This window comes from Cupriavidus pauculus (assembly GCF_002858765.1).
Taxonomy (GTDB): Bacteria; Pseudomonadota; Gammaproteobacteria; order Burkholderiales; family Burkholderiaceae; genus Cupriavidus; species Cupriavidus pauculus_B.
In genome coordinates this window covers 532,670-550,612 of the sequence record NZ_PJRP01000003.1, presented here as the reverse complement: position 1 = coordinate 550,612, position 17,943 = coordinate 532,670, and the positions used below count along the sequence as shown (strand labels likewise).

The 17,943-nt window shown below is 65.0% G+C and carries 21 protein-coding genes; 8 read left to right on the top strand and 13 right to left on the bottom strand.

Annotated elements, in window-relative coordinates; translation table 11 throughout:
- Nucleotides 1-13: 13 nt before the first annotated feature.
- The 4 genes from CYJ10_RS11040 to CYJ10_RS11025 form a co-directional block, all read right to left on the bottom strand.
- Nucleotides 14-493: a GlcG/HbpS family heme-binding protein gene (locus CYJ10_RS11040; RefSeq protein WP_029050819.1), complete on the bottom strand. Its 480-nt coding sequence runs from the start codon at nucleotides 491-493 to the stop codon at nucleotides 14-16.
- 35 nt (nucleotides 494-528) lie between these two features.
- The gene (locus CYJ10_RS11035) at nucleotides 529-1,977 is read right to left on the bottom strand and encodes an aldehyde dehydrogenase family protein (RefSeq protein ID WP_101681498.1); all 1,449 of its coding nucleotides are present in this window, start codon (nucleotides 1,975-1,977) and stop codon (nucleotides 529-531) included.
- Nucleotides 1,978-2,080: 103 nt separating this feature from the next.
- Nucleotides 2,081-2,797, bottom strand: a complete 717-nt coding sequence (locus tag CYJ10_RS11030; protein WP_101681497.1) for a TenA family transcriptional regulator — start codon at nucleotides 2,795-2,797, stop codon at nucleotides 2,081-2,083.
- Between the two features lie 114 nt (nucleotides 2,798-2,911).
- Nucleotides 2,912-3,850, bottom strand: a complete 939-nt coding sequence (locus tag CYJ10_RS11025) for an ornithine cyclodeaminase family protein (protein WP_101681496.1) — start codon at nucleotides 3,848-3,850, stop codon at nucleotides 2,912-2,914.
- A 276-nt stretch (nucleotides 3,851-4,126) separates the two neighbouring features.
- Between CYJ10_RS11025 and CYJ10_RS11020 the strand changes: the two genes are divergently transcribed.
- From CYJ10_RS11020 to CYJ10_RS11005, 4 genes are read left to right on the top strand one after another with little or no spacing between them, the layout of a single operon-like run.
- Nucleotides 4,127-5,665 (top strand): hypothetical protein, encoded by a 1,539-nt coding sequence (locus tag CYJ10_RS11020; RefSeq protein WP_101681495.1) that lies wholly within the window; start codon nucleotides 4,127-4,129, stop codon nucleotides 5,663-5,665.
- A gap of 36 nt (nucleotides 5,666-5,701) precedes the next feature.
- The gene (locus tag CYJ10_RS11015) at nucleotides 5,702-6,016 is read left to right on the top strand and encodes a 2Fe-2S iron-sulfur cluster-binding protein (RefSeq protein WP_101681494.1); all 315 of its coding nucleotides are present in this window, start codon (nucleotides 5,702-5,704) and stop codon (nucleotides 6,014-6,016) included.
- Nucleotides 6,007-6,321, top strand: a complete 315-nt coding sequence (locus tag CYJ10_RS11010; protein WP_101681493.1) for a ferredoxin — start codon at nucleotides 6,007-6,009, stop codon at nucleotides 6,319-6,321. The genes CYJ10_RS11015 and CYJ10_RS11010 overlap by 10 nt, the downstream gene beginning before the upstream one ends.
- Nucleotides 6,321-6,698 (top strand): 2Fe-2S iron-sulfur cluster-binding protein, encoded by a 378-nt coding sequence (locus CYJ10_RS11005; RefSeq protein WP_101681492.1) that lies wholly within the window; start codon nucleotides 6,321-6,323, stop codon nucleotides 6,696-6,698. Before CYJ10_RS11010 ends, CYJ10_RS11005 begins: the two co-directional genes overlap by 1 nt.
- A gap of 56 nt (nucleotides 6,699-6,754) precedes the next feature.
- Here CYJ10_RS11005 and sorB read toward each other — a convergent pair whose 3' ends face one another.
- From sorB to CYJ10_RS10990, 3 genes are all read right to left on the bottom strand, one after another.
- A complete protein-coding gene (gene sorB, locus CYJ10_RS11000; protein WP_101681491.1) occupies nucleotides 6,755-7,117 on the bottom strand; it encodes a SorB family sulfite dehydrogenase c-type cytochrome subunit in 363 nt (120 codons plus the stop codon).
- Between the two features lie 11 nt (nucleotides 7,118-7,128).
- The gene (gene sorA / locus CYJ10_RS10995) at nucleotides 7,129-8,376 is read right to left on the bottom strand and encodes a SorA family sulfite dehydrogenase catalytic subunit (RefSeq protein ID WP_101681490.1); all 1,248 of its coding nucleotides are present in this window, start codon (nucleotides 8,374-8,376) and stop codon (nucleotides 7,129-7,131) included.
- A gap of 278 nt (nucleotides 8,377-8,654) precedes the next feature.
- Nucleotides 8,655-9,476, bottom strand: a complete 822-nt coding sequence (locus CYJ10_RS10990) for an IclR family transcriptional regulator (RefSeq protein ID WP_101681489.1) — start codon at nucleotides 9,474-9,476, stop codon at nucleotides 8,655-8,657.
- A gap of 239 nt (nucleotides 9,477-9,715) precedes the next feature.
- On the opposite strand from CYJ10_RS10990, the gene CYJ10_RS10985 reads away from it, so the two are divergent.
- Nucleotides 9,716-10,627 (top strand): LysR family transcriptional regulator, encoded by a 912-nt coding sequence (locus CYJ10_RS10985; RefSeq protein ID WP_029050808.1) that lies wholly within the window; start codon nucleotides 9,716-9,718, stop codon nucleotides 10,625-10,627.
- Nucleotides 10,628-10,767: 140 nt separating this feature from the next.
- Here CYJ10_RS10985 and CYJ10_RS10980 read toward each other — a convergent pair whose 3' ends face one another.
- Both CYJ10_RS10980 and CYJ10_RS10975 read right to left on the bottom strand, forming a co-directional pair.
- Nucleotides 10,768-11,040: a hypothetical protein gene (locus CYJ10_RS10980; protein WP_101681488.1), complete on the bottom strand. Its 273-nt coding sequence runs from the start codon at nucleotides 11,038-11,040 to the stop codon at nucleotides 10,768-10,770.
- A gap of 201 nt (nucleotides 11,041-11,241) precedes the next feature.
- Nucleotides 11,242-11,793, bottom strand: a complete 552-nt coding sequence (locus CYJ10_RS10975; RefSeq protein WP_101681487.1) for a YggT family protein — start codon at nucleotides 11,791-11,793, stop codon at nucleotides 11,242-11,244.
- 189 nt (nucleotides 11,794-11,982) lie between these two features.
- Here CYJ10_RS10975 and CYJ10_RS10970 point away from each other — a divergent pair, with 189 nt between their 5' ends.
- Nucleotides 11,983-12,450: a MarR family winged helix-turn-helix transcriptional regulator gene (locus CYJ10_RS10970; RefSeq protein WP_101681486.1), complete on the top strand. Its 468-nt coding sequence runs from the start codon at nucleotides 11,983-11,985 to the stop codon at nucleotides 12,448-12,450.
- A gap of 136 nt (nucleotides 12,451-12,586) precedes the next feature.
- A complete protein-coding gene (locus tag CYJ10_RS10965; RefSeq protein WP_101681485.1) occupies nucleotides 12,587-13,372 on the top strand; it encodes a glycine zipper 2TM domain-containing protein in 786 nt (261 codons plus the stop codon).
- A 69-nt stretch (nucleotides 13,373-13,441) separates the two neighbouring features.
- On the opposite strand, the gene CYJ10_RS10960 is transcribed toward CYJ10_RS10965, so the two are convergent.
- The 3 genes from CYJ10_RS10960 to CYJ10_RS10950 all read right to left on the bottom strand — a co-directional run bounded on the left by CYJ10_RS10960 (nucleotide 13,442) and on the right by CYJ10_RS10950 (nucleotide 15,750).
- Nucleotides 13,442-14,158 (bottom strand): dienelactone hydrolase family protein, encoded by a 717-nt coding sequence (locus CYJ10_RS10960; protein WP_101681484.1) that lies wholly within the window; start codon nucleotides 14,156-14,158, stop codon nucleotides 13,442-13,444.
- Between the two features lie 236 nt (nucleotides 14,159-14,394).
- Nucleotides 14,395-14,814 carry a hypothetical protein gene (locus CYJ10_RS10955; RefSeq protein WP_101681483.1) on the bottom strand — a complete coding sequence of 140 codons (420 nt, stop codon included), beginning with the start codon at nucleotides 14,812-14,814 and terminating at the stop codon, nucleotides 14,395-14,397.
- A 339-nt stretch (nucleotides 14,815-15,153) separates the two neighbouring features.
- On the bottom strand, nucleotides 15,154-15,750 hold the full coding sequence (locus CYJ10_RS10950) for a phospholipase D family nuclease (protein ID WP_257993233.1): 597 nt from the start codon (nucleotides 15,748-15,750) through the stop codon (nucleotides 15,154-15,156).
- A 218-nt stretch (nucleotides 15,751-15,968) separates the two neighbouring features.
- Here CYJ10_RS10950 and CYJ10_RS10945 point away from each other — a divergent pair, with 218 nt between their 5' ends.
- Complete coding sequence (locus CYJ10_RS10945) at nucleotides 15,969-16,175, top strand: dodecin (RefSeq protein WP_101681576.1); 207 nt, start codon at nucleotides 15,969-15,971, stop codon at nucleotides 16,173-16,175.
- A gap of 25 nt (nucleotides 16,176-16,200) precedes the next feature.
- On the opposite strand, the gene CYJ10_RS10940 is transcribed toward CYJ10_RS10945, so the two are convergent.
- A complete protein-coding gene (locus CYJ10_RS10940; RefSeq protein ID WP_101681482.1) occupies nucleotides 16,201-17,877 on the bottom strand; it encodes a ShlB/FhaC/HecB family hemolysin secretion/activation protein in 1,677 nt (558 codons plus the stop codon).
- Between the last annotated feature and the right edge of the window lie 66 nt (nucleotides 17,878-17,943).

The window sequence follows — 17,943 nt, the reverse complement described above, 5'->3', positions numbered from 1 at the left end:
GATTCCCCCTTGCTTACTTCTTGATGTCGGCCTGCGCCAGCACGGTCAGGTCTTCGGCGGCCAGCAGGTCGCGCAGCGCCTCGAGCGCGGCCACGCCGCACGCGGTGTCCTGCTCGCCGTTGCCGCCCGACAGGCCCACGCCGCCGATCACTTCGCCATTGACCACGATCGGGTAGCCGCCCACGAACACGGCGAACTTGCCGTCGAAGCTCCACTGGATGCCGAATGCTTCATTGCCGGGCAGCGCCGGGCCGTTCGGCGCGGTGTTGAACAGGTGGGTGGACCGCTTGTGGCCGGCCGCGGTGAACGCCTTGTTCCACGCGATCTGCGGGCCGGTGATACGCGCACCGTCCATGCGTTCGAGCAGCAGCGGGTAGCCGCCGTCGTCGACGATGCAGACCGATTCCAGCACGCCGATTTCCTCGGCCTTGCGCACGGCGGCGGCCACCATGTGGCGGGCTTCCCTCAGTTCGAGCTTGATGGCTTTCTTCATGGCTGTTTCCTTAATTTTGTGTCGGATGCCCGGGTTCAGACGCCCTGGTAGACGGTCTTGATTTGCGTGTAGAACTCCAGGCCGGCGCGACCCGATTCGCGGAACGTCGACGTGCTGGACCGCTTCAGGCCGCCGAACGGCGCGTTGACCAGATTGCCCGTGGTGGTGCGGTTGATCTTTACGGTGCCCGATTCGATGTCGCGGGCAAAGTCGTGCATGTAGCGCGGGTTGCGCGTGGCGATGGCGGCGGACAGCCCGTATTCGGTGTCGTTGGCTTTCGCGATGGCATCGGCATAGCTGTCCACTTCGATGATCGCCAGCACCGGGCCGAAAATCTCTTCGCGGGCAATGCGCATGGACTGCGTGACATCGGTGAACACGGCCGGCGCCACGTAGAAGCCATTGGCGAAATCGCCATCGGTCAGCTGCTGGCCGCCGCACAGCAGTGTGGCTTCCTGCTTGCCGGCCTCGATGTAGCCCAGCACGGTCTGCAACTGCTTGCGCGTGGCCAGCGGACCCAGGTCCATGCCCGGCGTCATGCCGCTGCCGATCTTGAGCGTCTTCACCTTGGCCACGAGCTTGTCGGTGAAGGCCTGCTTCACCTCGCGCATGACCAGGATGCGGCTGGTGCCGGTGCACGCCTGCCCCGACAACGACAGCCCGCCCTTGATGGCCAGGTCCACCGCGCGGTCGAGGTCGGCGTCTTCCATCACGATCAACGGATTCTTGCCGCCCAGTTCCATCTGCGTGCGCGTGGTCATCGGCACGGACTTGTGGATCTGCTCGCCGGCCTGCGTCGATCCGGTGAACGACACCGCGCGCACCGCACGCGATTCGACGATGGTCGGGCCCACCTCGCCGGCGCTGCCGGTCAGGAAATTGAGCACGCCCTTGGGAATGCCAGCCTTGACGAAGGCCTCGGCCAGGCGATAGCCGGACAGCGGCGCATCGGACGACGGCTTGAATACCACGGTGTTGCCGGTGATCAGCGCCGGCGCGATCTTGCGCGCCGGAATCGACACGGGGAAGTTCCACGGCGAGATCACCGTGACCACGCCCAGCGGCTCGCGCAGGCTGTACACGAGCATGTCCGGATCGTCGATCGGATAGCTTTCGCCGCTGAAGGTCTGGCCTTCCACCGCGTAGAAACGCAGCGTTTGCGCCGAACGCATGATCTCGTCGCGCGCCAGGTTCAGCGACTTGCCTTCCTCGCGCGTCAGTTCGGCGGCGATGGTGTCGGCATTGGCTTCCAGATGGGCGGCGGCATCGTTGAGAATCTTCGCGCGCTTGCCGATCGGCGTCTTCTTCCAGCTGTCGAAGGCGGCGGCCGCGGCGGCCACGGCGGCGGTGGCGTCGCGTGCGTCGGAGGCCGCGTGGCGGCTGACGATGTCGCGCGTGTCGGCGGGGTTGATGTTGTCGAGCGTGCGGCCGCTGGCGCTATTGCACCATTCGCCGTCGATGTAGTTGCGGTACGTCTCGGTCATCTTGCGGGGGCCTTGTTCTGGTTCGGAGAGACGCCGGACCTGCGCCCGGTACACGACACACGGTACGGGGCGGGTCCGGCTTGTCTGGTGCCTGGGAGTATGCTCAGGCGGCGGCTTCCGACTTGGTGTCGACGTAGTCGTAGTACAGCGCGGTCGTGTACAGCAGGCGCATCTGTGCGCCGATCTCGCAGATCTTCAGGCAGCGCTGCTGCAGTTCGGGCGTGTTGGCGTGCTCCAGCACGATCTGGTAGCCGCGTTCGCCGTGAATCTCGTCGGACACGATGTGCAGGTCGAAGAATTCCACCTCTTCGTCGGTGAAGCCGTACTTCTCGCGCAGCGTCGGGGTTTGCTTGCGATAGATCGACGGCACCTGCGATTCCAGGCCCACCACCAGGCCGGCCACGGCCACCACCGGGTCTTCACGCATGGCCACGGCGTAGCACCAGCTCTGCAGGCCGCGCGTGGTGGGCGACATGTTGTCGGGGCTCACCACCCGCTCGCGCGTCGTGCCGCAGGCTTCGGCAAAGCGGATCAGCAGGTCGGTGTGGCGGTCGCCGCCGATTTCTTCCTCGTACATGTTGGCCAGCAGGAAGTCCTTGGCCTCGGTCATGTGGTCGGGCGTGCGGGCGTAGATATAGCCAAGGTAGTCGGCGAACGGGCCCACGTAGTGATAGTGGTTCTCGGCCCAGCGTGCCAGGTGTTCGCGGCTCAGCGTGCCGCTGGCCCATGCCTTGCTGAACGGCGCCTGGTTGGCGCTCTTGCCTTTGATGGCGTTTTCCAGGGCGGTGCGGAATGCTTCGCGGTTCATCAGTTCGGCCATTTTGGGGACTCCTGTTTGTCTGCGTTCGGGGTGGAATGAATTTGTATATTTTCTACAACGTCGTTCAGGCGATAAAAAAACCGCGGGCGCGCGGCGACTTCCATGGATTCGGAATCAGGCGGCGGCTGCCTCCGCCGCAGTGATGCGCTGCCAGGCCACGCCTGCCAACGCCACGTCTTCCAGGCCGACACCGACCGACTTGTAGATCACGATGTCGTCAGGTTGCCGGCGTACAGCCGGGGTATCGGGCCGATCGAGTAGTACATCGGCCAGTTCCACGATCTTGTCGTCGGGCAGCGCGGCCTTGTCGGCCAGCACCAGGTCGCCGGCTTCGCGCAGCGACTGGGGCCGCCATTCCACTACCACCGTGGCGGCGCGCGACAGCAGCGTGTCGTCGAGCTCACGGGTGTGCGGCAGGCTGGAACCGATGGCCGCGACGAACGTGCCGGGCTTGACGATGGCACCGGAGAACAGCGGCGTGGTGGAGCGCGAGGCCGTCACGATGATGTCCGCCGCTGCCGCGGCTTCCTCGGGCTGCGCGAAGGCCACCGGGATGCCGCACTGCGCGGCCAGCCGCTCGGCCGCCCCTGCATCGGCATAGGGATCGCACACCAGGATGCGCTTGAGCGGCAACGCCGTCGACAGTTGCAACGCATGCTGCACACCCTGCGTGCCGGCGCCGAACAGCGCCAGCATCTCGGCGTCAGGACGCGCCAGCCGACGCGCGGCCAGCACCGTGCAGGCCGCCGTGCGCAGCCGGGTGATGGCGCCCGCATCGAACGAGGCCAGCGGCCGTCCGTCAACCGTCGAAAACAGCAGGATGACAAACGAGAACTGACCGGCGATGGTTGTATACACCTTGGCGCCGGCCACCTGCTGGGCCGGGATGACCGCCCCCAGCGTCGAAAGCTTCACGCCGCCGGCTTCCGTGCGGATCCGTTCCTGCATGGCGGCATCGCCGCGCCCGAAACTCTGGAAGGCTTCGAGCATCGCGGCCTGGGCATCGGCGGCCGTGACGTGGCGGTCGATCATCGCGTCGGTGATATGGAGCATGTTGAAATCGTCTCGGGGGGGCTATTTCGGTATACAGTCTACACAGAGTTTCGGAAAAAACCAGAGGGTTTTCCCAGGGCGATCGTTTAATCCAGTGTGGTGCGAGATGCGCGCAAACCGTGCGCTGGAGCCAATCTTCGCACCGATCGGGTGATTTCCCTAGGTCGCGCAGTTTTCGCTTGTTTTCGATCGACTGCGGGATATAGTATACAAAACAGTAGCACCACAGAATTCTTATACCGCCCCCACAAGGGCCTCCAGGAAAAGGGGAGCCTCATGCAACATGCTGTTGAGATTGGCCTGGCACATTGGGTGTATCTGCTAGGCGTAGCAGTGATCGTGTTGACCATGATCCTGCGGGCCAATGTCGTGGTGCCGTCCATCCTTGGCACCTTTCTCGTGATCCTGGCCATCACGGGCAGCCCGATCAGCGCACTGGGCGGCATCTTCGCGGCAAGCCTGGTGGCAGCCAAGGAGCTGTTCAATATCTTCCTGGTGATCGCGTTCATGACGGCGCTGCTCAATGCGCTGAAGACACTGCGGTCCGATATCCGCATGGTCGAGCCGTTCCGGGTGGTGATGAAGAATGGGCACAGCGCCTACTTCATCCTGGCCGGCATTACCTATGTGATCTCGCTGTTCTTCTGGCCCACGCCGGCCGTGCCGCTGGTGTCGGCCATCCTGCTGCCGGCCGCCATTGCCGCCGGCCTGCCGCCGCTGGCGGGGGCCATGGCCATTGCCATCGCCGGTCAGGGCATGGCGCTGTCGTCGGACTACGTGATCGGCGTGGCGCCGGGCATCAGCGCCAAGGCGGCCGGCGCAGCGGTCAGCGCCGCCGTGGTGGCTGACCGGGCGCTGATCCTGTCGATCATCACCGGCGCCATTGCGCTGACGCTGGCCTACCTGTCGATGCGACGCCATATCGTGCCGGCCAACGGCGCGCTGCTGGATCGCTGGCAGGCCCGCGCCACTGGCGCCGACACCGCCGTCGAGGCCACCGGCACGTTCGACAAGGCCGAGATCGCCCGCGGCACGTCGCACGAAGAGCCGCTGGTCACCGACGCCAACATCGAGCAGAGCCTGGCCATGGTGGAGCGCCGCCGCGTGAAGTGGTCCAAGTTCTTTGCCGTGCTGACGCCGCTGGCGTTCATCTGCGTGGTGACGCTGATGGTGGCGCCGAAGATTTCGTCGGGCATGCCTGACCTGAAGGGCGGCGCCGCCGCGGCACTGGTGGGCGGCGTGGCCGCGCTGCTGATGATGCTGGCCACGCTGGCTGCCGAAGGCCCGCGCCGCATGCTCGATGTCTGCCCCGACCACATCACCGACGGCTTCGTGTTCGCGTTCAAGGCCATGGGGTCGGTGCTGCCGATCGCGGGCTTCTTCTTCGTGGGGGCCGGCGAAACCGCTGCCCAGATCCTGGGCGTCGATGCGGGCAAGGCGCCAAGCCTGCTGTTTGAGCTGATCCAGGCCTACCAGCACATGATTCCTGACAACCACGTGCTGGTGGCGTTCGGCGTGCTGCTGGTGGGCATGATCACCGGCATCGACGGATCGGGCTTTGCCGGTCTGCCGCTGACCGGCACGCTGGCCGGCGCGTTGGGCCCGGTGGTCGGTTTCGACTCCGCCACGCTCGCGGCCGTGGGCCAGATGGGCGCGGTGTGGACGGGTGGCGGCACGCTGATCGCGTGGTCGTCGCTGATCGCCGTGGCCGGGTTTGCGCGCGTACCTGTGCTCGATGCGGTGCGGGCGCTGCTGCTGCCCGTGCTGGCCGGGCTGTTCGTCTCCACGATCTGCGCCATGTTCCTGTGGCGCTGAACGGGTTGCCTAATCTTTCAGATTCAAGAAATTGTTATGCCGAAAGTCACCTTCCATAAGAACGGCCAGGTCTTCGTCGACGAGGTCAAGCCTGAGACCAATCTCGTCGTACGCGCCGGCATCAAGCAGTTTCCGTATCCGAACCTGCGCTACGAATGCGGCATGGGCAAATGCTCGAAGTGCGCCTGCAAGGTGCTGGCCGGTGCAGAGCATCTGCCGCCGCCGAACTGGAAAGAGAAGAAGCAGCTTGGCGAGCGCCTGGACCAGGGCTTCCGGTTGGCCTGCCAGATCTGGCTGACGCACGACATCGAACTCGAGCAGCCCGAGATGGTGGTCGCGGCATGTTCGTGATCCTGACCAGCAAGCCGGGCCAGTTTCGCACCGAAGCCGTGCCGGGCGTGGAGCCGCGCGAAACGTGGGAATACCTGTTCTACGGGCGGCCCAAGGCGATCTTCGTGATTGCCGAACTGACGGAAACGCAACAGCCGGTAAAGGTGCGCGTGGTCGAGGAATCGACCGCGCCCGACGCCGACCCCGTGATCAACCACGTGCCGACCAAATTCCTGGAGCGCTTTGACACGCTCGACGCTGCCCACGACGCGCTGCAGAAGCTGGCGCACTTCGGCAGCATGGATCTCTCGATAAGGAAACAATGATGCGGGCCGACACCGAAGCCGATGCCACCGTGACCGAAGACACCGACACCGATGGCGCCGCCGCGCCGCAGACGCGCACCGTCGAAATCACGTTCGTGACCAACAGCGGCAAGACCGTGACCGCTCCGGAAAACAGCAATCTGCTACGCGTATCGCTGCGCGAGCAGGGCGGCATTCCATTCAAGTGCGGCGGCGGCATTTGCGGCACCTGCAAGTGCCGGATCGAACAGGGCCTGGAGCACACCGACGCCGTCAAGCCCAAGGAGCGCAAGCATCTGAACGACGACGACCTGCGCGCCGGCTATCGCATGGCGTGCCAGACGTTCATCAAGGGCGACGTGGCGGTGTCGTGGGAGCCAAGGACGGGACCGCGCTGAGGAGGGAGGAAAGGAGGGCGTGAGTATCCGCTCACACCCCCATATTCCGATTCCGATTATTTGCTCACGGCAGCATTCGACGATTCCTGCGCCTGCTCCGCCCCGTAGGTCTTCACCAGATAATCCACGATCGCGGGAATATCCTCGTCCTTCAGCGGCGCGCCGAATGGCTTTTTCATTTTCTTGACCGTGGCGTCCCAGTACGCGCGTGTCGATGTCGAGGGCTGCGTGGATACGTACTGGGCCGAATGGCAGATCATGCAGTTCTGCAGCGCGAGGTTATAGCCGGGCAGTGTGCTGGGTTTGTAGGTGGCGGTTTCCTGCGGCAGCTTGATTTCCACTGGACGGGCATTCGATGCCCCGGACACGGCGCCCAGCGCGCAGGCGGTGGCCAGCAGGAAGGTGTGGTGCTTTTTCATATTGGCCCCTCTCAAACCACCAGGACGCGCGTGGATTCCACGACGTTCCGCATGTATCCCGCAGGATTCCAGGTTGCCGTCAGCGGCTGGATTTCTCCCGACCGGGTTTTGGCACGCACCCGCAAATCGAATTCTCCCTTGCGCTGCGGCTGGAATGCGATGCTCCACTCGCGGAACGAATAGCGGCCCAGGTCCTTGCCCAGTTGCGCGGGCCGCCAGCTGGCGCCGCCATCTTCCGAAAATGCGACGTCGGCGATGCCATGGCCACCATCGAATGCAATGCCCTTGACCACGGCCGGCCGCCCGGACTTGATAAAGCTGCCTGGCATATGGCTGGTGATAAACGACCGGACATTGAACCGGCCAATTGGCACGGTGCTGGCAGGCGCGGTGCCCGGTGCCACGCAGGCGCAGTCGTTGGCCGGAATACGATAGGCGGGGTTCATCCAGAAGCCATCGAACGGCTTGTCCAGGACTTCGATATGCGACAGGTGCTTGACCCAATAGGTGCCGTAATGCCCCGGCACGACCAGCCGTAGCGGATAACCGTTGAGCATCGGCAGATCCTTGCCGTTCATCGCCCAGGCCAGCATGACCTCGCCATCCATCGCGTGGTCCATCGATAGCGCCTTGACGAAGTCGGGGCCGGTTTCAAGCGGCGGGCGGTCAAGGCCGTCGAAGCTGACCTGCACGGCACCTGGCTTGATGCCGGCCTTTTCCAGCACCGTGCGCAAGGGGATGCCAGTCCAGCGTGCATTACCCATCGCGCCATTTCCCAGTTGACCGCCGTTGACGCGCGGCGAGAAATATCCCCGGCCATTACCGGAACACTGGTTGACGGCGACGATTTCCACGGGGTCGCCAAGCTTTCGCAATTCCTGCAGGCTCAGTGACACGGGGCGCGACACTTGGCCGTCGATCGTCAGGCGGTACGTCAATGCATCGATCGACGTGGGAATGCCGCTCCAGTGATAACGGACGAAAAACGCGTCATTTGGCGTGATCACATGCTCGCCAAATACCTCGAATGGGGTTTCGAGTTGCGGCGGCCGGTTGGTCAGCAGGATCAGCGGCCGTTTTTGCGGAAACGCCACCAGTTCGCGATGCCCGTTTTCAAATGGCATCTCGGTGGTATTGGCCGCGCCAAAGGCGCGCGTTGCGCCGAATCCTAGCGACGCCTGCAGCGCCAGGGCGGTGCCGCCCTTCAGCACTCCACGACGCCGTTGATCGATGTCGCCTCTTGTGGGTTTCCTGGCCATTTTGTCTCCTCGCGGGCAGCCGAGATCGGCCGCCTTTTTATATGGTGTCGTAGCCGTTGAGCGTAATCCTAGTGCGCCATATTGCCGAAACAAGTTATTTCGCTATGGCTGACCGGAAAATGCGATGTGTGCAAAGTGCGGACGACCGGATTCGCCCAATGGCAAATGGCCAATCGGCGTCAGGACTGCAATGAGATGGGGGAATCGCCGTGGCGGCACCGGGAATGGTCCCCGGTGCGCTGAAAATTAAGGAGAGATTAAAGCGGGAGCGCGGCCGGTCAGGTCCGCAGGCTCACCATGGCCGAAATTTTCTCGGCCGCTTCGAGCAGCGGCGGCAGGAACCGGTCGGACATTTCCTGAGCGCTGGTCCGATTGGCCTGGCCGCTGATATTCAGTGCGGCGATGACTTGCCCGGTGCGGTTGCGGATCGGGGCGGCCAGCGACACCAGGCCTTCCTCGAGTTCCTGATCGTTCTGTGCCCAGCCACGGGTGCGGATATCAGCGATCAGCGATTTCAGCGCGGCGATGTCGGTGACGGTGCGGCGGGTTCGCGGCTGCAGGTCCGAGGCCTGCAGCACGCGGTCGAGTTCGGTGTCGTCGAGTCCGGACAGCAACACACGGCCCATCGACGAGCAATAGGCCGGTAGCCGGCTGCCGATCGACAGGTTGATGGTCATGATCTTGCGAGCCGGCACGCGTAGCACATAGACGATTTCGGTGCCGTCCAGCACGGAGATCGAGCAGCTTTCGTGGACCGATTGCGATAGCGCCTCCATGACCGGCTCGGCCAGGTTCCAGAACGGCATCGAGGTCAGGTAGGCGAACCCGAGGTCCAGGATCTTCGGCGTCAGGCGGAACAGCCGGCCGTCGTTCTGCACATAGCCCAGCCCCACCAGCGTCAGCAGGATGCGCCGTGCGCCGGCGCGGGTCAGGCCGCTGGCCTGGGCGATTTCGGTCAGCGTCTGGGCCGGATGGCTGGCGTTGAACGCGCGGATTACCGACAGGCCACGCGCAAATGACTGCACATAGCTGTCGCTCGGCTTCTCGGTCGTACCGGCAACGGGCGCGCGGGACGTAGCGGAATCGGCAGGATGCGCCATGGGTCTGAGAGAGTTCGGAAAGGCTCGGAAAGGCCGAAAGGGTAGAGGAAATGTGCCTGCTTTGCCAGTCCGGAGCAACCTTTACCGCTGCGTTGCCAGCCGCGTGGAACTATCGGTGGCGCTGACGAGACGAATCTGTCTATCGCATAATGTGCGGCCGCCCGGCGCGACAGATGCCGCCAGCAAGGAGGCCACGACGGGCGGCCACGACAACAATGTCATACAAGGGAATGGGTTCGGTGAGCGAGACAATCCAATGGAATGATTGGGAGGCATTTTGCAGTGTGGTGGAGCAGGGCACGTTCACGGCGGCGGCCGCGGCTCTGGACTGTCCGAAATCGCGCGTATCGGCCGCGGTGATCCGGCTGGAGACCGCCATTGGCGCCAAGCTGCTGGAACGCACCACGCGCCGCATGCGGCTGACCGATGCCGGCGGCGCTGTCTATCGCGATGTGGCGCCGCTGTTTGCCAGGCTGCGTGAAATCCGCCAGGAAACGCTGGCGCGCGAGGAGCGCGTGCAGGGCATGCTGCGTATCGCCACGCCCTACGAATTCGGGGCGCAGCAGCTGGGCGGCGTCATCTGCCGCACGCTGGCGGCCCATCCGGCGCTCGACATCACCGTGGAAATTGCCCAGGGCCTGGTCGATCCGATCCGGGAAGGCTATGACATCGCCTTCGTGACCGTGGATACCGACCTGCCCGACTCCGGCACCATCGCCCGACGCATCTGGAATGTGGAGCGCGGCCTGGTGGCGGCGCCCAGCCTGGCGGCCAGCCTGCCGGCGCAGATCCAGCCCGAAGACCTGTCCAACATGCCCACGCTGGCCACGCCCGGTGCGTCGGTATGGGAATTTTCGCGCGACGGCCGACGGATTCCGGTGCCGATCCGGCCGCGCATGCAGACGTACAATGCCGAACTGCGCATGCAGGCCGCGCTGGCGGGGCTGGGGATCGCCCGGGTGCCGATGACGGCCGCCGAAACGGAAATTGCCCAAGGCAGGTTGGTGCGGGTGATGCCGGATTACCCGTTGCCACCGCTGAGGGTGTTTGCCCTGCTGCCTGACCGGCGGCTCCAGCCGCGCAAGGTGCGGGCCTTCATGGAAGCCATCGAATCGATGATGGGGGCGGAGCTTGACGCGCTGGGGCAGTAACCGGCCCGGCGGGGATGCGGTATCGGGGAATGTAATGCCGGAGAGGCGGTAGGGAAGGTGGCCCGGCGGAACTCGGGGGAGCGTGCCCCGGGCCTGCTTCGCCTTGGGGGGAAGGCGAAGCCGGTACAACTGGGAAGGGCTTAGGCGCCTTCGCTGTACACGTCGCGCTTGTCGGTCACGCCACGGGCGCCTTCCGAGTACACATCGCGCTTGTCGGTCACCGAGCGGGCGCCTTCCGAGTACACGTCACGCTTTTCGGTTACACCACGGGCGCCGTCCAGGTACGGATCGATCTTGCGGCCGATGCTGCCGTCCAGACGCGACAGGTCCGACAGGGGTTGCGCAGCCTGGGCGGCGGTGGCGCCAGCCGACAGGCCGATGGCGCAGAGCAGGGAGAGGGCGAGGGTCTTCATGGTTGTGCTGTTCCTACTTATTGGCAGAGATCGCGGGTGGGCCCGCGGTGGCTGTAATGTAGGCGTCGGCACGCGCACGAAAAAGGGCGAATCCTCGACAGACTGTCCAGCTGTCTGGACATTAGGGGTTAACCCTAGGAATGCATTTTGTGATACGGTGGCGCCCCTGCCACCGGGTGACGATGCAAGGTGAGTGGTCGCTTACACCACGCCGCGACTGGCGCCGGCGATCAGCATCAGCAGGATCTGGGCGATCACGAACAGCACCAGCGGCGACATGTCGAATCCGCCCAGGCGAGGCATCACACGCTGGATCGGGCGCAGCAGCGGCGCCGTCAGATGCCAGATCGGGCCGGCCAGCGGCGATTGCGGGTTGATCCACGACAGCACCGCCATGAGCAGCGTGACCCACATCACCATGCTGATGCCCCACTTCAGCAGGCTTAGCAGGCCCAAGGCCAGGATCACGGGCAGGAAGGCCAGCGGATCGGCATCCAGCACCAGCGCGCGGCATACCAGGAACGCCACGGCAGTCAGGTAGGCGGCCAGCACGGTGGCCCAGTCGATGCCGCCGATGCCAGGAATAATGCGGCGCAACGGGCGCACGAGCCAGTCTGTGACCTGGAACACTCCCTGTGACACCGGGTTGCGCGACGGCAGCCGGGTCAGTTGCATCCACAGGCGCAGCAGCAGGGCCATGCCGAAGAGCGTAAAGACGGTATCGAGCAGGAAGAGGATGATTTCCGTGAACATCAGGCGGATTTCCCTTGAATACGTTAGAGGGCGACAGGGTGTCGACGACCGCACAGATTCTGCCATACCCCGCCGACCTGCCCCCGTGGAAAATAGGGGTGGAATGCGTGTCATCGTACCGGGCGCAGCCGTGCCACCCCATATAATGGGCGCCTTGTCCGATACCGCCCGCGCAGCCCTTCCTCGCCCATGCCACGCCCGACCGCTTCCGCGAAGTCTACGAACGATGCCAACGCACTGAGCAAGCATGACTTCGAGGCGCTGTCCGATTTCCGGTATCAGTTGCGCCGCTTCCTGCGATTTTCCGAGGATGCCGCGCAGTCCGAAGGCGTGACCGTCCAGCAATACCTGCTGATGCTGCACATCCGCGGCAGCCGCGACAAGAACTGGGCGTCCGTGGGGGAACTGGCCGAGCGTCTGCAGGCCAAGCAGCATGGCGTGGTGGCACTGGTCAACCGTTGCGAGGCCGCCGGGCTGGTTTCGCGCCGGACCAATCCCGACGACCGTCGCGTAGTGCAGATTCACCTGCTGGCCAAGGGCGAGCGCTGCCTGAACCGCTTGGCCACGCTGCACCGGGCCGAACTGGAATCGCTGCGCGGGGCGTTCCGTGTGGCGCGTATTACGGCCTTCAACGACGACGAGGCCGAGCGCGGCTGAGCGCCGGCTGTCGCGCGTCACGCCAGCCGCGTTACAGGCAGTTACCCATCACAATCTCCGGTGACACCTGCCGACATGGCGCGGCACTAGACTCCCGCGCAATATCAACACGCGCGCTGTCGCAGGAGTCCCCATCATGTCCATCACAATTCGCCCGGCCGCTCGCTCGCTTGCACTGGCCGTCCTGGCTGCCGGTACGCTGGCGCTGGCGGGCTGCGCCGCACCCTACGGCGCCGGCTATGGCGATGGGTATGGCACGGGTTACCAGACCGGCTACCAGACCGCCGGCTACCAGGGCGCCTACGGCAATGCCGGATATGGATCGGGCTATGGCAACGGCTATGACGCCGGCTATGGCACCTCGGGCACGCAGATCAGCGGCGCGCCGTATCCCCAGCAGTCCTATCCGCAGCAACAGTCCTACCCCCAGCAGCAGTCCTACCCCCAGTCGACTTACTCGCAGCCGGCCCAGCAGCCGGCCTATCCGCAACAGCCGGGCTATGACCAGTATGGTTATCCGCAGCAGGCCCAGGGCAGCTACGACGGCACTTACGGCAACAGCGCCGGCTACAACGACCCCTACGCGGTGCGCTACGGCTGGGTGGAATCGATCGAGCAGGTGGGCGGGCAGCCGGCCAATGCCAGCGGCGTTGGCGCCGTGCTTGGCGGGGTGGCGGGCGGCCTGCTGGGTCACCAGATCGGTGGCGGGCGCGGCAACACGGTGGCCACCATCGGTGGCGCGGTGGCCGGTGCGCTGGCCGGGAACGAGGTGGAAAAGCGCACGAACACCACGCCGGCGGCATTCCGCGTGCGGGTGCGTACCAACGACAACGCCTATATGACGCTGACGCAGGCCAGCCCTTACAACCTGCGCATTGGCGACCGCGTCAAGGTGCAGAACGGCACGGCCGTCCCGTACTGACGTACCGAGCGTCCTTGCAACGAAAAAGCCCGGCACCAGGCCGGGCTTTTTTTGGGCTGCCCTGCCGTCTTACGACAGCGCGTTGGCCAGGAACGTGAGCGTGCGGCCATGTGCCAGGGCGGCCGAGCGCTGGTGATACGACTCGCGCGCCCAGCAGTTGAAGCCGTGGTCGGCCTGGTCGTAGACAAAGACCTCGGTGCCGCGCTTGCCGGCCACGGCCTGGCGCACCTTTTCCACGTCGTCGGGCTTGATATGGGCATCCAGCGCGCCGTAGTGGAACTGCACCGGCACGTTGATGGCGGCCGCCTCGTGCAGGTTGTTCTGGATACCGCCGCCGTAGTAGGGCGCCGCGGCATCCACCAGCCCGCGCGCCGCAGCCATGTACGACACCAGGCCGCCGAAGCAGTAGCCCACGGCGGCAACCTTGCCGCCTTCGCCAATTTCCTTGCGCAGCGCTTCGACCGTGGCGGCAACGTCCGACACGGTATCTTCCAGGTTCACGGCCTTGCGCAGTTCCATGGCCTTTTCCCAGTCCTGGCCGCTGTAGCCCAATTCCACGCGCGGGGCCGAACGCCAGAAGACGTCCGGGGCCAGCACCACGTAGCCGTCGGCGGCGTACTGGTCGGCCACGCTGCGGATATGTTCGTTGACGCCGAAGATTTCCTGTACCAGCACGATGCCGGGGTTGCCGGCGGTCTTGCCGCCGGGCGGCAGGCTCAAGTAGGCGTCGAAGCTGCCGTTGGCGGTGTCGATACGAATCCAGCGGCTGTTGGGCGTGGTGCTCATGTTGGGAAGACTCCAGGGTTAGTCGGGGCAGGCGCGGGGGCGCGCCAGATCTGCGGAATCCGTGGGGGATCCGCAAGAGACCGCCAAGTGTGCCACCGCGCCGTCAATCGTGCAGCGCGCCTGGCCGGTAGCCGACCGCCAAAAAAATGCCGGCACCCGCGGGAGGGGTAGCCGGCATGGCGGCCGCGCCATAAGCGCGGCACAGGACTGCTTGACTGACTGTTCATCCGCGCTGCTTACCAGCGCATCTGCACATTCTTTTCTCCAGGGCTCAGCGTCGTGCGCTTGGACATGCCCTCGTAAGTGGCCACCACCTGATACGAGGCGCGCGGCCCCTTGATCAGGCACCGTGGGCCTGTGGATGTGAACTCGGCCACCTGCTGGCCATTACGCATGAGCTTCACGTTGACGTCCGACAGATATTCGCCGCGGCCGCCCTGCGTGAACAGCAGGCCCATGTCGTACTGGGATGTCTCGCCGCGCATTTCGGCCTGCTCGTCGGCAGCTACGCCGCCGCAAACATAGGTGAATGGGCCGGCCGTAGAGGTCTTCATGTCCGCGTGGGCGGACACCGACATGCCCAACGCCGCCGCAGCGGCACCGATTGCGCACCAGACACGTACCTGTCGAGTGATCGTGGTGTTTTGTGTTTGCATCGCTTCCTCCTGCCAGGTTGACGGGATGGCGCGACGGGTACCCATTGCAGGAATTGCAGCCCATGAGGCAGGTTCAGGGGCAGGTACGCAGGCCTGGACGGCGGCCTGTCGCGCATCCTCGGGATACGTACCTGAAGTACACACCACTGCACTCGGGGCGTCTGTCAGCGTTTCACTGATCTTGCTGCGGGAAAAGACTGGGAGGTGGCGCGAACAGCGGGCAGTTCTGCCCCTATTCGTGCGGAGAGGGAGGCAAAGAGAGGCGCCGCTCACATGGCGCCCCTCTAATTGTGTAACCGTGCCGGATCGGCGGGGGATCGGTCCGGGATCAGGCGGAGATCAGTAGGCCGACGACTTCTCGAAGCGCGTGCGCCAGTTGTCGCTGTATGCCTTGACCACGGCGTTGTCGCCCCGGATCAGCATGCCGTTCTCGGCGTTACGTTCCTGGGCCGACTTGGTGAAGTTGAACGACCCCGTGAACACGGCCTGGTCGTCGAACACCATCACCTTGTTGTGCGCAATGGCCGGTTTGGTATCGACCACCACGGGAATACCCGCGTTCTTGAGGAAGGTGGCGCTGGTGTAGCGCTCGGAGGCCTGGCTCTTGTCAACGATCACGCGCACGTCCACGCCGCGCTGGTGCGCCTCGGCCACCGCCTTGGCAATGGGGGCGCTCGTGAACGAGTACGCCTGGATCAGCAGCTTGTGGCGAGTGCGGTTGATGGCGTCGACGATCATGTCCTGGCAGCTCGGGCCGTCCGGCACGAAGCACAGCGTGTATGTGCTGCCGCTGGCGAACTGGCTGCTCTGCGCGCGGGGCGTGCCCAGGGCATCGACGGCGCGATCGAACATCGAGGTGGTACGGGCCTGGGCGGTGCCCACGACTGCCAGCAGGCCGACGATGCCCGCCGTCGCGAGCCGCCTGCATTGAAGCAAGGAAGGAAACATCAGGTTACACGGTGGTGACAGGAATTCGAGGGCACGCAGCGTAACAGGCCATGCGCTGATTTCGCAACAGGAAACGCGTCCGGGGCGGGTCGGGGAACTGCCGTGCCGTCTTGGGACTCGACCCGACTGGTGCCTATGATGAAGGCATCCTGTCGCGGCGGGACATGCTGTGCCGCCGCATCCCACGCGAATACAAGGAGGCACGCATGTCCGACCACACCTACAAGCTCGTCGAGATCGTCGGGTCGTCACCCGATGGAAGCGACCAGGCCATCCGCAATGCCCTGGCCAAGGCCGGCGAGACCATCAAGCATATCGACTGGTTTGAAGTGATCGAAACGCGCGGCCATGTCACGGACGGCAAGGTCGGCCACTTCCAGGTGACGCTGAAGATCGGCTTCCGCGTGAACTGACGCGAAAGCCGCGCCGCTGGCCCGCTCAATCGAACTGGTACGACCACAGCAGGTTGATGCGCGGCGAGCGGTGGCTGGCATTGGTGGGCTTGTCGCCCACGGGCTGGGCCAGCGAGACGTCCATCGTGTAGTAGCGGCGGTCCGAGAACCGCAGCCCGATGGCCAGAGACTGCAGCGTGCGATGCGACAGCGAAATACTGTTCGCGTACACGCGCGCCATGTCGGCGGCCAGGAACGGCTGCAGCGTCTTCAGGTACGTGAAATCCACCGCGAACAGCCGGTTGAGTTCCGCCGACGCGCCCCAGCCCTTGTCGCCAGCAACCTCGCCGGCCGGGTAGCCCAGCCCGAAGAAGCGGCCGCCGAAGCTGATCTGCTCGCTCGACGCCAGCCGGTTGCCGCTGTACTGCCCCGCCGCCGACAGCGCCATACCGAAACCCATCGGCAGGTCGCTGGCCTGCGACACCAGCAGCCGCGTGCGCCAGAAGCTCAGGTCGTTGAGGTTGTTCTGGCGATCGGCGCCCAGCGCATCGAAGCCCTTGTACACGCCCAGCGTGGCGCTGCGCGTCACGCCGGTGCCGCGCTGCAGGTATGACACCTCGGCGCTGGCCACGCGCACGCTGGTCGACAGTTCCACCTGTCGTCCGGCGCCGGGCTGCACCGCCTGCGTGTACCGTTCAAACTGGTTGTTGGCATAGAAGCCGCCGGTCAGCGTCAGCGCATGGCGATTGTTCAGGATGACCGGGTAGCTCAGCGTGCCGCCCAGCCGTTTGGCGTCGTTCACGTAGCGCGGATCGAAGCCGATCGGGGCCAGCGTGCTGTTCTCCGGCACGCCGCGATAGTGCGACGCCGTGACCTTCGCCAGCATGCCTTCGGTGCCCAGCGGCTGGGCGTAGGTGGCGGCGTAGTACTCCTCGTTGTCGCGGCCCTTGGGGAACAACGTGGAGAACGATAGCTGCTCGCCCAACGGTGTCAGGCTGTTGGTGGTGGCCGTGGCGATGGCGCGCACGCCGGGCGACATCCATTCGACACCGGTGCCAAACGTGAAGGGCTTGCGCTTGACCTCCAGCACCATGTCACACGCCCCATCGGTGGTGGTGGGCGGCTGTACCGTGGCGTTGACCTGCATGCCGGGCTGCTGCGCCAGCACGTTGACGTAGTGCTCGAAGCTTTCCTGGCGCAGCGGGCGGTCTTTCTTCAGCTGGTCGGCGATCTTGCGCAGCCGCGCCTCGGCCGGGCCAGGCTTGCCCTTCACGGTGATGTTGGCCACGTAGCCTTCCACCACGGTGACCAGCACGTTGCCGTTCTCGAACGCTTGCGCGGGCACGAAGGCGAACGACAGCGGATAGCCGGCGTCCTTGTACATCTGCGTGACCGATTCGGCGGCCTGCAGCAATTCGGCGATGGTGATCTCGCGATTGGCCAACGGGCTGAACCTTGCCGCGATCTGCGCGAACGGCAGCGTCTTCGCGCCTTCGATCTGGAAGTGCCGGGGCGTGAGGCGCGAGGCCAGCAGGTTCTGTAGCGCCGAGTCCGGACGCTCCACCTGCACGGTGACATTGGATTGCGCGGGCTTGCTCGGTGCGATGCTGGGCAGGGTCTGGGTGGGATCGCCCTGCACGGGGCCCCGTTCGGCGTGAGACAGGCTGCTATGGATGACGCCGACGCTGAGCATCAGCGCGGCAACGCGATGGCGTGGTCGCATGGTCTTACCCCTCGATGGAAACCTGCAGTGCGGCTATGAGGTCGCGTGCCACGGGACGGAAGGGAT